The 15,451-nt window shown below is 41.2% G+C and carries 8 protein-coding genes; all 8 read right to left on the reverse strand.

Annotated features, from left to right (window positions below; translation table 11 throughout):
• Positions 1-98: 98 nt before the first annotated feature.
• The 8 genes from lpdA to ACFSKL_RS13635 all read right to left on the reverse strand — a co-directional run bounded on the left by lpdA (position 99) and on the right by ACFSKL_RS13635 (position 15,439).
• Entirely contained in the window at positions 99-1,496 is a 1,398-nt protein-coding gene (gene lpdA, locus ACFSKL_RS13600) for a dihydrolipoyl dehydrogenase (RefSeq protein WP_376886792.1), read from the reverse strand.
• A gap of 122 nt (positions 1,497-1,618) precedes the next feature.
• Positions 1,619-3,166 carry a 2-oxoglutarate dehydrogenase complex dihydrolipoyllysine-residue succinyltransferase gene (gene odhB, locus ACFSKL_RS13605; RefSeq protein ID WP_376886794.1) on the reverse strand — a complete coding sequence of 516 codons (1,548 nt, stop codon included), beginning with the start codon at positions 3,164-3,166 and terminating at the stop codon, positions 1,619-1,621.
• 114 nt (positions 3,167-3,280) lie between these two features.
• Positions 3,281-6,082, reverse strand: a complete 2,802-nt coding sequence (locus tag ACFSKL_RS13610) for a 2-oxoglutarate dehydrogenase E1 component (RefSeq protein WP_376886795.1) — start codon at positions 6,080-6,082, stop codon at positions 3,281-3,283.
• 357 nt (positions 6,083-6,439) lie between these two features.
• Positions 6,440-7,225, reverse strand: a complete 786-nt coding sequence (locus ACFSKL_RS13615) for a hypothetical protein (protein ID WP_376886797.1) — start codon at positions 7,223-7,225, stop codon at positions 6,440-6,442.
• A gap of 274 nt (positions 7,226-7,499) precedes the next feature.
• Positions 7,500-8,474, reverse strand: coding sequence for a hypothetical protein (locus ACFSKL_RS13620; RefSeq protein WP_376886799.1), 975 nt, complete (start codon positions 8,472-8,474; stop codon positions 7,500-7,502).
• A 19-nt stretch (positions 8,475-8,493) separates the two neighbouring features.
• The gene (locus ACFSKL_RS13625; RefSeq protein ID WP_376886801.1) at positions 8,494-10,137 is read right to left on the reverse strand and encodes a SusD/RagB family nutrient-binding outer membrane lipoprotein; all 1,644 of its coding nucleotides are present in this window, start codon (positions 10,135-10,137) and stop codon (positions 8,494-8,496) included.
• Between the two features lie 19 nt (positions 10,138-10,156).
• Positions 10,157-13,378 (reverse strand): SusC/RagA family TonB-linked outer membrane protein, encoded by a 3,222-nt coding sequence (locus ACFSKL_RS13630; RefSeq protein ID WP_376886803.1) that lies wholly within the window; start codon positions 13,376-13,378, stop codon positions 10,157-10,159.
• Positions 13,379-13,987: 609 nt separating this feature from the next.
• A complete protein-coding gene (locus ACFSKL_RS13635) occupies positions 13,988-15,439 on the reverse strand; it encodes a RagB/SusD family nutrient uptake outer membrane protein (protein WP_376886804.1) in 1,452 nt (483 codons plus the stop codon).
• Positions 15,440-15,451: the final 12 nt, after the last annotated feature.

Genomic DNA, 15,451 nt, shown 5'->3' on the forward strand with positions numbered 1-15,451 from the left:
AAATTGGAATCAAAAAAAAGCAGGAAGCTATAGGTAACTCCTATTCTCCCTGCTCTTTTTTCAATGAAACTTGCCTTCTGAAGCAAGAAAAGAATTCCTTAAATATGCAAAGCCCTATTATCAGTAGCAGCCAAACATGCTTCTTTGAAAGCTTCTGTATAGGTCGGATGTGCGTGCGACATTCTTGCAATATCCTCTGCTGATGCCCTGAATTCCATGGCGACAACAGCCTCTGCGATCATATCAGCAGTTCGCGGACCGATCATATGCACTCCTAGGATTTCGTCTGTCTCAGCATCTGCCAAAACTTTTACCAATCCATCAGTATCCATAGACGCCCTTGCACGACCTGATGCCATGAATGGGAACTTACCTGTTTTGTATTTGACACCTTTCTCTTTCAATTGCTCTTCAGTATAACCCACGGCTGCCACTTCTGGCCAAGTGTAAACTACCCCTGGGATGAGATTATAATTGATATGCGGTTTTTGCCCTGCGATTACCTCTGCTACAAAAGTCCCTTCTTCCTCAGCTTTGTGCGCCAGCATGGCACCTTTGACCACATCCCCAATCGCAAATATATTTGGCACATTGGTCCTCAAATGATCATCAACTTCCACTTGGCCTCGGTCGGTAATTTTCACTCCTGCAGCTTCGGCATTCAATCCATCTGTATAAGGTCTTCTACCTATGGAAACCAATACATAATCTGCTTTCAGCTCTACAGTTTCTCCCTTGGAATTTTCAGCTTTCACTATTACCTCTTTGCCTTTGTTCTCAACTTCTACAACCTTGTGTTTCAAGTAGAACTCAAAGCCCAATTTCTTCAGGGACTTCTGCAATTCCTTGCCCATGGTTTTGTCCATAGTAGGGATCAGCGAATCCATGTATTCGACTACAGAAACTTTCGCCCCCATTCTTCCATAGACAGAACCCAACTCCATACCAATCACACCACCACCGATTACGATCAGGTTTTTGGGGATTTCTTTCAGATTCAAAGCTTCCGTAGAAGTGATGACCCTTTTCTTATCCAACTTGATAAATGGCAATGATGACGGCTTTGAACCTGTTGCAATAATGATGTTCTTTCCCTGGATATTCTCGGAAGACCCATCATCCTTGGTTACTTTGATGGTTGTTTTATCAATAAAAGATCCCAAACCTTGATGGACATCAATTTTATTTTTCTTCATCAAATACTGGATACCATCTACATTTTGCTTTACAACATCATCTTTTCTGGCAATCATCTGCTTGATATCCACTTTCAGGCTGCTAAGGTTGATGCCGTGTGTCTTGAAAGTATGGGCTGCATTATGGTAATGCTCAGAGGAATCCAACAATGCCTTGGAGGGAATACACCCTACATTCAAACAAGTCCCGCCAAGAGTTGGGTATTTCTCTACAATGGCAGTTTTCATCCCCAATTGGGCAGCTCTGATAGCCGCTACATATCCTCCAGGTCCGGAGCCTATTACGATTACGTCGTACATTTTTTTAGACATTAGATGTGAGACACAAGAAACAAGACTTGAATCTCCCAAATTAAAACTTGATTTTATAATAAAAAGGTAGAGGAGCTATTCATCCCTCTACCTTCCTAATTCATCCTTTTTTAAACTCCAAACAACAATCTCGTAGGATCTTCCAGGAGTTGCTTTACCCTTACCAGGAAGCTGACTGATTCTCTGCCATCGATGATTCTGTGGTCATAGGAAAGTGCCAAGTACATCATTGGAAGGATTTTCACTTCGCCGTTTACCGCCATTGGTCTTTCTACGATATTGTGCATACCCAAGATAGCGGATTGAGGTGCATTGATGATTGGAGTAGACATCATGGATCCAAAGATACCTCCATTGGTCAACGTGAATGTACCACCTGTCATTTCCTCAATCGACAATTTGTTGTCCCTGGCTTTTGTCGCCAACCTTACCACTTCTTTTTCGATTTCCTCAAAACTCATGGCCTCTGCATTTCTGATTACAGGAACCACCAACCCTTTTGGTGCAGAAACTGCAATTGAAATATCACAGAAATCATTGTAGACAATTTCATTTCCGTCAATCTGAGCATTCACGGCTGGCCACTCTTGCAATGCAACACAAACTGCCTTGGTGAAGAATGACATGAAACCTAGGTTTACACCATGCTTTTCTTTGAATTGATCTTTGAATTTCTTCCTCATTTCCATGATTGGCCCCATGTTCACTTCATTGAAAGTGGTCAACATGGCAGTCTCATTTTTCACAGCAACCAATCTTCTGGAAACAGTTTTCCTGAGAGAAGTCATTTTCTCCCTTCTGCTATCTCTTGATCCAGCTACTTTTGGTGCAGCTTCAGGCTTTTCTTCTTTTTTGGATTCAGCTGGCTTAGCTGCTGGCTTTGGAGCTGATTTTTCTGCTTTTTCGGCATCTTCTTTTGTAATCCTTCCGTCCTTGCCAGTTCCTTTGATCTCATTGGCACTGATTCCTTTTTCTGCAAGAATCTTTGCAGCTGCGGGAGAAGCATGTCCAGTGGCATAGGTTTCATTTGAAGAAGTTGGACTTGATGAAGTTGCTGAGTCTTTGGAATCAGACTCCGAAGAATCCTCAGAAGCTGGTGCACCACCTTCCATTACTTCAATCTTACAGATCAACCCACCGATCTCCAATGTATCCCCTTCTTGGGCTACATGTCTCAAAATGCCATTTGCCTCAGCAGGAAGTTCAAAAGTAGCTTTGTCAGAATCTACCTCAGCGATGATTTCATCCAATTCCACATAATCCCCATCAGCTTTTAGCCAATTTGCCAAAGTCACTTCTGTTATCGATTCACCCACAGTAGGGACAATCATGTCTTTGATCTCACCGGTTTTCCCTCCTCCCGAAGAAGAAGATGATGATTCAGCAGGTTTGTCTGATTTTTCGATTTTTCCTCCAGCTTGGCCATCTGTGTTGATCTCACAGATCACTGCGCCGATCTCAAGGGTATCGCCTTCAGCAGCTTTGGTTTTCAATATCCCGGCAGCCTCTGCCGCCAATTCAAAAGTAGCTTTATCGGACTCCAATTCACAGATCACTTCATCCATTTCTACGAAGTCACCGTCTTTTTTGAACCACTGTCCAATGGTCACTTCACTGATAGATTCCCCAACGGTAGGGACTTTGATTTCTAGGCTCATTGCTTTTTCTTTTTTACCCCCAAACCAAACATAAAAGGTTTAAGGCTAATTTAACATGAATAATTTTAAATTAAACCTAAGCCAGCTTACCCAATGGAAGCTGGCTAGGGGTTTTTATGAAAGTTTTAATGCTTTTTTTACGATATTGGATTGCTCCTCCACATGGACTTTGTTGTATCCTGTAGCTGGTGACGCACTCATTTTTCTTGCAATCACATCCATAGGAAGCTCTTTGTAAAGCATTCTCAAGATATAATTCCAGTAACCCATGTTTTCAGGCTCTTCCTGAACCCAAACCACTTCTGCCCCTTTGTAAGCAGCTATCGCCTCGGTAATCTGCTTTTTAGGCAATGGATGAAGTTGCTCTATCCTAATGATGGCCACGTCTTTTACTTTTTCTTTTTCCCTTACTTCATCAAGATCGTAATAGATTTTTCCAGAACAAAGCAATACACGTTTTACATCCTTGGCTTTGACAGTCTTGTCAAGGATGATTTCCCTAAAACCTCCTGAAGTAAACTCTTCAATTGGAGAAACTACCTTTGGATGTCTCAAAAGGGATTTTGGGGACATCACGATACAAGGCTTCCTGAATTCCCATGCCATCTGTCTTCTCAACATATGGAAGAAATTGGAAGGCTCTGTGATGTTGGCAACGACCATATTGTATTCGGCAGAAAGCTGCAAGAATCTTTCCGGCCTGGCATTGGAATGCTCCGGTCCCTGTCCTTCATATCCATGGGGAAGCAACATGACCAAACCATTCATCTTTTGCCACTTCGACTCCCCTGAGGAAATAAACTGGTCAATCATCGTCTGTGCACCATTGGCAAAATCACCGAATTGGGCTTCCCAGATGACCAGGGAATTTGGACTTGCCATTGCGTAACCATACTCAAAACCGAGTACGGCATATTCCGAAAGCAAAGAATTGTATATGCTAAACTGGCCTTTGCTGTCCTTCATTTCCTTTAGGAAATTGTAAGGTTTGTTGGTTGTGGAATCATGTACCACCGCATGTCTGTGGGAAAATGTCCCTCTCTGAACATCCTGACCAGTGATCCTGACTGTTTTCCCTTCCAGAAGCAAGGATCCATAGGCAAGGAGTTCTGCCGATGCCCAGTTCAAAGACTTGGCGTTGAAGAACATTTCTTTTCTTTGCTTCAGCTGAATATCTATTTGCTTGATTGGCTTGAAGCCTTTTGGCACTTGGGTGATAGCATCAGCTACTTTTTTGATAAAATCTTCAGAAACAAAAGTTTCGGGAGACTGATCAAAGTCTTCGGGAGTAGATCTCCTCAAGGACTGCCATTCTTTTTCAAATTTGGTAAACTGATATGGAAGAGGCTTTTCTTTGACCATGTTCAACCTGTCCTGAAGCAATTGCCTAAACTCAGCATCCATCTGCTTGGCGATTTTTGCATCTAAATCCCCTCTTTCAGAAAGTCTTTTCACATAAATCTCCCTTGGGTTAGGGTGCTTTGAAATGATGTTATAAAGCTCTGGCTGGGTGAATTTAGGCTCATCAGATTCGTTGTGGCCGTGACGACGGTAACAAACCATATCTATAAAGATATCCCTATTGAACTTTTGGCGGAATTCTGTTGCAAGCCTCGCTGCAAAAACGACTGCTTCGGCATCATCACCATTCACGTGGATTACCGGCGCATCAATGATTTTGGCAACGTCTGTACAGTAGATAGAAGATCTGGCATCATCAAAATCAGTGGTAAACCCAACCTGGTTGTTGATGACAAAATGGATCGTCCCACCAGTATTGTAGCCCTTCAAGCCTGCCATTTGGGTCACTTCATAGACAATCCCCTGCCCGGCCACAGCCGCATCTCCGTGGATCAGGATCGGAAGGGCTTTGGTAGAATCACCCTTGTGCTGAGAATCTATTTTGGCTCGAATAAAACCTTCCACAACTGGATTTACCGCTTCCAAGTGGGAAGGGTTTGGAGCCAGCTTGAGATTTACTTTTTTATCATCTATCGTAGTGATATCACTAGAATAACCCATGTGGTATTTCACATCACCATCACCCATGGTGAGGTCGGGCTTAGCTGTACCCTCAAATTCAGAAAAAATCTGCTCGTATGTTTTGCCCATGATGTTGGCAAGGACATTCAATCTTCCTCTATGTGCCATCCCAATCATGACCTCCTCTACTCCAAGCTGCGCGCCTTTATTGATGACTGCATCCAAAAATGGAATTGTACTTTCGCCTCCTTCAAGGGAAAATCTTTTCTGTCCAAGGTATTTTGTATGCAAAAAGTTTTCGAAAACTACCGCTTCATTCAATTTGGATAGGATTCTTTTCTTTTCTTCTGTTGGAGGATTGAAAGAAAGCGCTTCTTTCTCAATTTTGGTCTTCAACCAATCGAGCATTTCAGGATCTCTGATATAGAGGTATTCAAAACCCATCGGGCCTTCATAGATAGTCTTAAGGGATTCGATGATTTTGGAAAGCTTTGCTGCTCCAATCCCTATTTCATTTCCTGCCTGGAATTCGGTGTTTAGGTCATTTTGTCCCAAACCAAAATCTTCCAAATCGATCAGTGCTTTTCTATCCCTTCTTTCTCTTACAGGATTGGTTTTTGACCGAAGATGGGCCCTGGATCTGTGTGCATGTATCAAAGCTCGAACTTTGATTTCCTTTGGCAATTGCTCCATATCCATAATGGTACCCCTGGTAGCAAGGGCACCATTTGCTGCTGGTTTGGATTGATTGGAAACAGAAGACACCTGGGCACCTCCATTTTCATCCTCACCATATTGCGTGATGGCAAATTCAAATCCATCAAAAAATGTCTTCCAGCTAGGATCTACTGCCTCTGGGTTGTTCTTGTATTCTGCGTATAGCTCATCGATATAAGCTACATGAGCATTGGCGATATAGGAATATTTATCCATGATTGAGTTTTTGCTAATGATGCAAATGTACTTAGGATTGTTTTTATTAGAAAACTGTTTATTCGCTTATACAAATAATCCTTATTGTCTTGGATATACACTTTATTTATGATTCAGAACAAACCCCAAATCTCTAAATTTTTAGCTTCTAAAATCAGAATTTTATATTGAGAAACAATTATCCACGGATTTTTTATGAGATGCAATCCGGCTTTTGTTTTGAAAATAAATTAACAATTAACTCAAAATAAAAATTTGCAAAGCAATCCAAATGGGTAGCATTACAGTGAAGGATTAAATCAGTGAGGTTTCGAGGATCCTGACACAAACAGCCAGTACCTAAAATCATCCCAGTGGCTAATCTTCTCTTCGGTTGTTATAAAAATTAAAAACCCTGACCAAACCAAGCTCGCTCTTGATGTCCACATTGTATTTATTGATATACCTCCTTATCTCAGGTCTTTTATCTCCGAATAATTCTAAAAATTGATTCATTTTTGAAGAGATTGCATGAGCGGAATCCCCTACTATATAATAGTACGAGTCTCTTTTTACGATTCTGTCATTTTTTTCACCCATCATCAGGGCTGTATTGTAATTGGAATTTCTAAAAGTTGCCTTTGTAGTTTTCACAAGCATCATATCACCATCCACAAGCACCTCATAAAACCCCATAACTTCTTCTGAGTCAGACACAAAATCTCTTTGGTTCATAAATATCCGCTGTGATTTTGTAACACTATCAACACTTATAAAATTCTTCACTGACACGCCATTTATTTTCACTATGCTACCCTCTTCATTTGCCATTACTTCAAGCTGATCCTCTTCTATTTGGTACCGGATAAAATAATCATTCAATATTTCATCTTCATTATAAAGTAAAATCGACCCCCTATTCCAGTTTGGATCCAGGTAATAATTTCCTTCCAACATTTTTGGCGCTTCCGGAATACCATATACTGAATTTCCTCCCATAAAATTTGGTCTATTCATGAACATCTCCTGTATATTTGTTGCCCTGACGGTTTTCTGTATTGACTCCTGCTGGGCCCAGGATAAGCCTGAGACAAGCATATAATACAGAAATGTAAGGACAGTCATCACCATTCTGCATGGCAGGTGAAATTTGCAATTTTTCATAAGGTTGCCCATATTAAGAATATATTTTTAATGGTAGATGGATTCTTCTTTACCCAATTTAGAATTATCATGAAACAATCCCATTCCCTTCATTATTTTCAACACCGAACAAGTCCGCAGTTGTGCTATTTATCTAAGTACTTCGATCAGTAAACTACAAGTTCCGACAAATACACCCTACCAGCTACTATGACTTTTTTTGTGAATCTTTTTTTTAAAAAAAAGAGACCACCTTTCTAAAAGGCAGCCTCTTTTCAGCATCACTAAACCATTTTTAACTTGTTCTTAAATTGTCAGGGAAGACAAAATCTTCATCATCCGAAGTCAAAGTAGTTGTCCCACCATCGCCATATGCATTCGACCAATTGAAAGTCAGGCTTGCACCATCGTTGCTTACAATTGTGATGGTATATGGATCACCATATTTGTCTGTTCCTGCAAACTGCAAGAAACCACATGCATCTGTCAATCTCAAACTCCCTGCCGGAGGAGTATCACCCCAAGCACATCCAAATACCCCAAAAGAAGCATCAGAAAGTGAATATTGCGCTGGACTAGTTTGGGTAAGTGTAATCTCTCCAGAAACAGTACCCCCACAAGCCCCTGCATTTCCACCTGGACCTGCCGAAATCCCAGTTGTGACATAACTGAAGGTTCCATCCAAATCAGAAGGGCAAACTACGGTTACATTGTAAAAGAAAGGTGAATCATAGAAGTTTCCTCCTGCCACATCAGAGCTCCTATTGTGATCACTGAAAATCCGATCTTTCTTATCTTTCAAAACCAGTCTAAACTCAAACACATCCCCTTGCTCAATATCGTCCTCCGACAATCCCACTGCCTCAATAGCATCCATAGCAGGAATGGAAAAAGTGGCTCTCGTAAATCTTGATTCTGAATTGGCTGCAAAATCACTTTCTGTTAGCGTCAATACCAATCGGTCTTCAACTCCCAATTCAGGTAGATACTCCAAGCCTACATCGGGAATCAATCTCCTATGTCTCACTCGTACTTCCACACTTACCAAGTCCCTGCCATCATTGGCATCTACAGATTCCAAGATCAGTGCAAAGTTGGAATTAGGTAAATCAAAGAAGTTAAATGAATCACTTGTACGATCGATTGTCCTCAGATAACCTCCTGTATCAAAATCCTTGTATGGGATTACAGGATCGACAAAATCGGCACAAGAACTGACCAAAAGGATCAATGTTGCCAATAGCCCGTATGTTTTATTTATATTTTTCATATGTGTATGTTCTTATCTATTAGTAAATAAACCCTGCTGGATTGTTATCCCAGAATACCCTATCGGTAAACGCTCTTTGGTTGGCATTGATATTCGTAACCATATAATCATTTGGATACAAATAAGACCTTGGGAATTGACCCACATCTGCCAACAAACCCGGCTGCATTCCACTTGGCTGCCCTGTTCTTCTATAGAGATTGTAAGACTCTATTCCATTTCCGTACAATGAAAGCCAATATTCTCTGCCTATAACTCTCATTGGAGCGTTGGAGCTTTCAAACTCATTTTCGATGTAAGTCAAATATGAAGCAACTTTGTCATCGAAATCCTCTTTCGGATCAAAGGATTCCACAACTCCGGATTCATTGGAATTCTCCGCAAAAGCCCTTACATAATTCAAATGCTTGGAAACTCCGGAAAGCAACAATTCTTTCGCATCTCCATTTGCCCCACCTTCCTGGACTGCTTCTGCTAGCATAAAATCAACAAATGCAGACAATAGGATTGGCTGAATTCCAGCACCCTGATTACCCAGACTAGGATTATTCACTGGAGTTGCAGAATCATTATCAAAGCGACCACCAGCCGGGTAAAGCCCCCAAACGGTTCTTTCTAAGCCATCAGGTGGAATACCTTCATTATTCAAGTGGTCCCTCCCCCAATACCCTCTAGTACCAGGCAAACAAAACGGATATCCTCCAGCTAAATAATGTCCGGGAGCAATCTCACCCAAGCATCTCAATTTATCGGGATCAGTTGGGTTGGCTATCACTTGCCTATACAGGTAGTACCTTACCCTTGGGTCGTCAAATGGCTTCGGCCCCTCCTCTATCAGGTTGAACATGTACCAAGTAGATTGGTAATCACCTCCACCTGCTGTGTAAGTAGCAGCAAATCTTGGATGTCTTGAATCTGGATCATTCAAACTTGTCCCATATCTGAACACAAAATCCTCTCCATCCCCAATAAAATTATCGGCTTCAACCAAAGAGTTGATTGCTGCCCTACTACCTGTAGGATCTACCAACCTTCTGTTCAAATGATACTTCAATTCCAAAGTACTGATCAACTTCAACCATTTTGCCTGATCATTCGCATAAAACAAATCCACAGGAAGGACTACGGGTCTTGTCCCTCCAAAACTTGCTTTAGCTTGCTGTAAGGAAGCTAAAGCAGCTTGGTAGACATCTTCTCCTGAGTCAACTTTTGGACTTCTTGTAGTCAACGGATCCAGGGCCTCAGACCATGGGACTTCACCAAATACATCCGTTAAGGTCATCAATACATAAGCACGCAATGTCCTGGCAATACCCAAATGATAATCATAATTAATATCCCCAGCTTCTGCCAGTTGCTCCAGTAATTTGATATCATTCAGAATATCCTGATAAGCCCTTAACCAAATTGGATTGAAAGTCACCGCTACATAAGCTGACTGATAGTTGTTCTGGTTTTGGTTGATCATTCTGGTCATTCTCATGCCATGAAACCCAGTAGCTTCAAAGAATCTTGCAAAATCTACCTGTATTCTTGTAGTGATATAGGTTGGATTCGCTGTATCTATGGAAGGCACATTTGGATCATCCAACAAATCTAGATCACAAGAACTCACTATGATAAGTGTCATTGCCAGTAATAGGCTATATATTTTCATTTTCATAATTGTCAAGTTTTGAGGTTTAGAAAGTTAAGGTAAGGGTACCACCAAACCTTCTTGAGCTTGGTCCTGTCACAAAATCAAAACCTAGTCCATTCCCCACTCCAAGTCCCAATACATCAGGATCAAAATTCATATTTGGAGGAAAATTCAAGGCTCTAAACCAAAGGTTTGTCCCACTAACCGCAACCGAAGCTCTTTTGAATGGTGTTCTTGAAACGAGTGTCTGCGGCACTTCGTATCCAAGTGACAACTCCCTTAACCTGATCGTACTTCCATCAAAAACATTTGGCTCCCTCGGATCTCCATGGTAGTTGTTGAAGAAATAATTTGATGCAGTCACCTGGATGTCATTTGGACTTCCATCTGCCTTCACCCCAGGCAAAATGAACGTCATTTCCCTGTCTGCAACAGGGTCTTTGGTCACACCCCTTGCCAGCGTAGCTGTCACAGTATTACTGTATATATCCCCACCATGCCTATATTCCAACATGACATTCAGGCTAAACCCTTTGTATCTAAAAGTGTTGATCCATGAACCTACCCAATCTGGATTGGGATCACCTACAATCACTGGCCCCGGAGTAGTAGCATAATCACCCGTTGGCAATACAATAGGCTGTCCAGTCTCCTCATGCCTTAGCAATCCAGTCATTTTCATTACATTGAATGGCTCTCCAGGTATGGCAAAGTTTCCCAAATCGGTAAAACCAGCAACCAATACTTCTTCCAACCCTTCTCCCAACTCCATTGTCACAGACCTATAAAGCCCCCAGTTCACTGTGGACTCCCATGAGAACCCACCTGCAGTCTTTATTGGAGAACCTGTTGCCTGAAACTCAATCCCCCTGGTTCTGATCCTTCCAATATTCAAGGCTGTTCTACTAAATCCCGATGCCGGATCTATGGGTGCAAATGTGATGAGATCCCTTGTGTTTTTTTCATAAAGTGAAAGGTCAAACCTCAACCTGTTGTTAAACATTACTGCTTCCGTACCAAATTCAATCTCTTGGATCAGTTCAGGTTTCAAATTTGGGTTGCCCAAAAACACTCCACCCCCGGCTACTCCACCTAAGGATTGTGTTGGATACACAGTCCCACCTCTTTCAAATCCTCTGGCATTTTGGTTGATAAGCGTCCTTGTCCTGTAAGGGTCTGGGAAACCTGCCGAAGTACCATACCCCAACCTGAGCTTGAGATCATTCAGTGTAGAAGAATTCATGCTGAATGCCTCTGTAGGTATAAAAGAAACCGAAGCTCCAGGATACAAAATCCTTCTGTTTTCTGGCTCCACTGTTGAAGTCCAATCATTTCTTGCTGAAAGGTTCAAAAATAGGTAATCATTATAGTCCAAGGTAATTTGGGAATAAATCCCCATCCTTCTTTGTTCCTCTGTTTCGTTCAGCGGCAAGCCACTAAATGCGTCGCGTGAGGACGAAGCTTCGAAATTGGTATGTCTAAACAAACCGAAAGCCAACTGGCCAGAAGAGGCTATACCTGTTTGCTGGTAGCTATCATACCTATAATTTCCACCCACCAAAGCAGTCAAGCGTACCTTATCAGACAAATCTTCATTGAAACTTAAGACCAAATCCTGGTTCCAGATAGTATTTCTAATGTCCACAGACCTAAAATACCCATTCTGAACGTTCACATTGGAACTAGGTCCCCCTTTATTTAGCCTCTGCTCTTGCGATTCTGTGTAGGTATCCAAACCAACCCTATAGGTCAAAGCAAATTTATCAGAGAAATCGTAGTTCAACGAGGTAGAATTAAAAAACCTATTTACCCTGCTCACATTGGAATAATATTTCACTGCCCAAAGCGGGTTCACAATATCATTACCTGACCTGAAATAAACAGAACTATTATCCAGTGGATTTTCAAAAGGCAATCCACCCAAATCAACAGATCTAGGAGTATAAAGGATGTGCGCCAAGACTGAAGGGATTCCCCCATCAGGTCCAGACCCAAATGCCGCATTGATCGGAGGGGCTGTCAAATCTGTAATAGCAAAAGTAAAACTGGACTTAGCCGTCAACTTATCCGATACAGCTGCTGTGACACCAAGGCCAAAGTTAAATTTCTCCATGTCGTTGTTTGGAATAAAACCTTGTTCGGTTGTATACCCAAAGCTGGCATTGTAAGAAACCGTTTCCGCCCCACCCGATATCTGCAGGGAGGTGTTATGGATATTTCCTGTTCTGAAAAACACCTTGCTTGGATCATCATAAGCCCTGTAATCATATCTGATAGGGTCACCATTGGCATCAAAGTATTGCGGGAATGCATTCCGAATATTCGCTACTGAGGAACTGGCTATAGGGTGAGGAACCGTCTCACCCAAATCCATTCTTGGTCCAAAATTGGAGAAGAAAAATCCGCCCTCTTGTTGAAAACCATTCCCATATTCCTGACCATAAGTTGGCAAAGACGCTGCCTGATTTGCAAAATAAGACTGGTTCAAGGTTACTTCAGCAGCTTTTCTTTTACCTCCTGTTTTGGTTGTAATCAAGATTACACCATTCCTTCCCTGGTCACCATACAAGACTGTCGCCGAAAGTCCCTTCAGGACATTGACACTTTCAATGTTGTTTGGATCAATATCCAAAAACCTACTTGAAGTAGCTGCACCACCTTGGTTGAAGGAGTTCTGGGCATTTGTCCCTGAGTTGAAAGGAACACCATCCACGATGAATAGCGGTTGGTTAGAGCCAGTTGCAGAGGAATACCCCCTGATCACGATGTTTGTGCCAGCCCCGGTAGTACCATTGGTAGCAGTGATATTTACCCCTGCCACTTTTCCTTGGAGGACACGGGAAACATCTGCTTCGGGACGGTTGGAGATCAATTCCTCCCCAACAGAAGTCACCGCATATCCCAATGCCTTTTTCTCCCTTTCAATCCCGATAGCAGTTACAACGACTTCCGACAGCTGCTCCGCGTCCGTCAGCAGTGTCACATTTATCGTGGACTGATTGCCAATGGTAACCTCTTGTGTAGCCAATCCCACAAATGAGAAAACCAACACGTTGGATCCTGCGGGTACTGAGATAGAATACTTACCATCAAGATCTGTCGTTGCACCAATCGTGGTACCTTTTACAAGGATGGTTGCACCGGGTAGACCCAGACCATCCTCCTCCGAAATCACTGTTCCAGTGATCGTTTTTTGCTGTGCCATCACCTCGAAATTTATCCCGAATGCAATGACCACAAACAATAAAAGTAAAGCTTTTTTCATAGGGTATTAATTTAGTTGAATAGTAAATATTGGTTAAATCAACCAAAAATCAAAATTTTATATAAACACGAAGTATCAAAATATTCACACGCCAAATGATCGTATAATATAATTTTAAATTATAATTTTTATATTTTACAATTTTAAATAGATAAAAAGATATTTAATTTCAAAAAAATATAATTTTTGACGAATTTTAATATGTACGGTTTTAATGCTCCACAGAAGGTTTTTTGTCCGTTTTTTCAGGTTTCGGACACATCACGGCTTATGTCCGATTAAAGGACAATCTGCCAAAAATGACAACAGAAGCACATTTAGGGTTATTTTCTTGTTTATTTCAAGCCCAAAAACAGCAATGATCAAAAAATTGGTTTAGAATTATTATAAATTTCATGAAAAAAATGTGACATCATTAAAAACAGGTTAAAACTAAGTTTGTACTCAAACAAAAATCGTCAAATAAAACAAATTCAATCTCGGGAATTTACCCATTAAAAAAAACAAAAAAACCCACGGTATGAATACCGTGGATTTTGCAATATATATCCGTTAAGAAAACTTAATCGACGAGGCTAACTCACCTCTTCAAAAACCAGCTAGGGACAATCAATTGTAGCCTGGATTCTGATCAGTTTCATTTATCAGGTCATTGGCAATAATTTCACCGATTGGTATTGGCCAAACCCACGCCCTATTTCCTACAGGAAGTGAGCAGGTTGTAAAATTGGCACCACAGTCAGACCTAACTAGATTTCTTGTTGTTCTTTTAAGATCAAAGAATCTATGGCCTTCTACAAACAACTCTTTTCTACGCTCCAACTCTATCGCATCAACCAAAGCCTGACCAATCAGCACAGCAGGGACATAACCAGTGATTCTAGCTGCTCTTAAGGTGTTTAAGTCTGCTAAAGCATTGAGGCCATTGCCAGGAATATTAGTATAAGCTTCCGCTCTAATAAGGTACATCTCACTAACCCTTATTACTTTCCAATTTACTATACCATCAGCCAAATTGCCTTTCCCAAGAAATTTACTTACTACAATTCTATTCCCTATAGTTCTAAAATACGCGTTGTACCTTATGTCATTTTGTGAATCAAACTGACCTATTACCTCTTCTGAAGGTCTAAAAGACGATCTATTACCACTTGGAAAATAGACATTGGTAGCAGGAGTTCCTTCTCCTGAATTGAACGGAATACTCCAAATCAACTCAGAGCTGCCTATGTTTTCATCTCTCCAAATAGCTGCGAAGCTTGTTCTGGCCACTAAAGGAACTTGGTCAATAACAGAAGTAGCAGCTGTAATAGCCTGCTGGTATTGACCTGAATATAAATAAGCTCTTGCTAAAATCGCATCCACTGTAATCTCATCGATATTCGCTCTCAAGGAAAAGTTACCAGATGAATTTATCGCTACATCAGTATCAGAAAGCAGAGCTTTTGCTTCTGCCAAATCTGCAAAAATACTTTGCCAAGTCTGAGCCACTGTAGGCCTAGCAATATTTTCCTGATTGAATTCAGTTTTATACGGCACACCCAACGTGTTAGAGTTCAATGCTAAATTATCTCCAAAATATCTCAATAGATCAAAATGGACATAAGCCCTAATGGCCAATGCCTGACCTTTGATTCTATTGTACTGCCCTGGATTTTCAGAAGCAAATTCATCTATTCCCCTTAAAGTAATATTGGCTTGTGCAATGATTCTATAAGCTGCAGTCCAAAGCCCTTCAATAGCGGCATTATCAGCAGCATAGTCAAAATTCACCAATTGCCTGAAGTTCGCCAAAGACTCACCGGTCTCGGTAAGGTTATCGGACATCATATCTGGTAAAACCGAATACCCACCAGCAGGTCCAGAAGCATTGCCATAATACGCTGTAGACCTGAACTGCGCATATGTACCTGTCAATGAAAACTCATAATCATCTAAGTTATTGAATCTTTGACTCCCATCCAGCACAAACTCTGGCTCTATTTCAATTACGCCATTACATGAAGTAAACATTGAAGCTCCTGTAACAGCAAGTCCGAAAATTATATATTTCAATTTCATAAATTTCATTTA

Source organism: Belliella marina (assembly GCF_042682445.1).
Taxonomy (GTDB): Bacteria; Bacteroidota; Bacteroidia; order Cytophagales; family Cyclobacteriaceae; genus Belliella; species Belliella marina.

Bases quoted from the DNA above. Each gene is read 5' to 3' on its own strand.
- lpdA (WP_376886792.1), bottom strand. From the start codon at position 1,496: ATGTACGACGTAATCGTAATAGGCTCCGGACCTGGAGGATATGTAGCG.
- odhB (WP_376886794.1), bottom strand. From the start codon at position 3,166: ATGAGCCTAGAAATCAAAGTCCCTACCGTTGGGGAATCTATCAGTGAA.
- ACFSKL_RS13610 (WP_376886795.1), bottom strand. From the start codon at position 6,082: ATGGATAAATATTCCTATATCGCCAATGCTCATGTAGCTTATATCGAT.
- ACFSKL_RS13615 (WP_376886797.1), bottom strand. From the start codon at position 7,225: ATGAAAAATTGCAAATTTCACCTGCCATGCAGAATGGTGATGACTGTC.
- ACFSKL_RS13620 (WP_376886799.1), bottom strand. From the start codon at position 8,474: ATGAAAAATATAAATAAAACATACGGGCTATTGGCAACATTGATCCTT.
- ACFSKL_RS13625 (WP_376886801.1), bottom strand. From the start codon at position 10,137: ATGAAAATGAAAATATATAGCCTATTACTGGCAATGACACTTATCATA.
- ACFSKL_RS13630 (WP_376886803.1), bottom strand. From the start codon at position 13,378: ATGAAAAAAGCTTTACTTTTATTGTTTGTGGTCATTGCATTCGGGATA.
- ACFSKL_RS13635 (WP_376886804.1), bottom strand. From the start codon at position 15,439: ATGAAATTGAAATATATAATTTTCGGACTTGCTGTTACAGGAGCTTCA.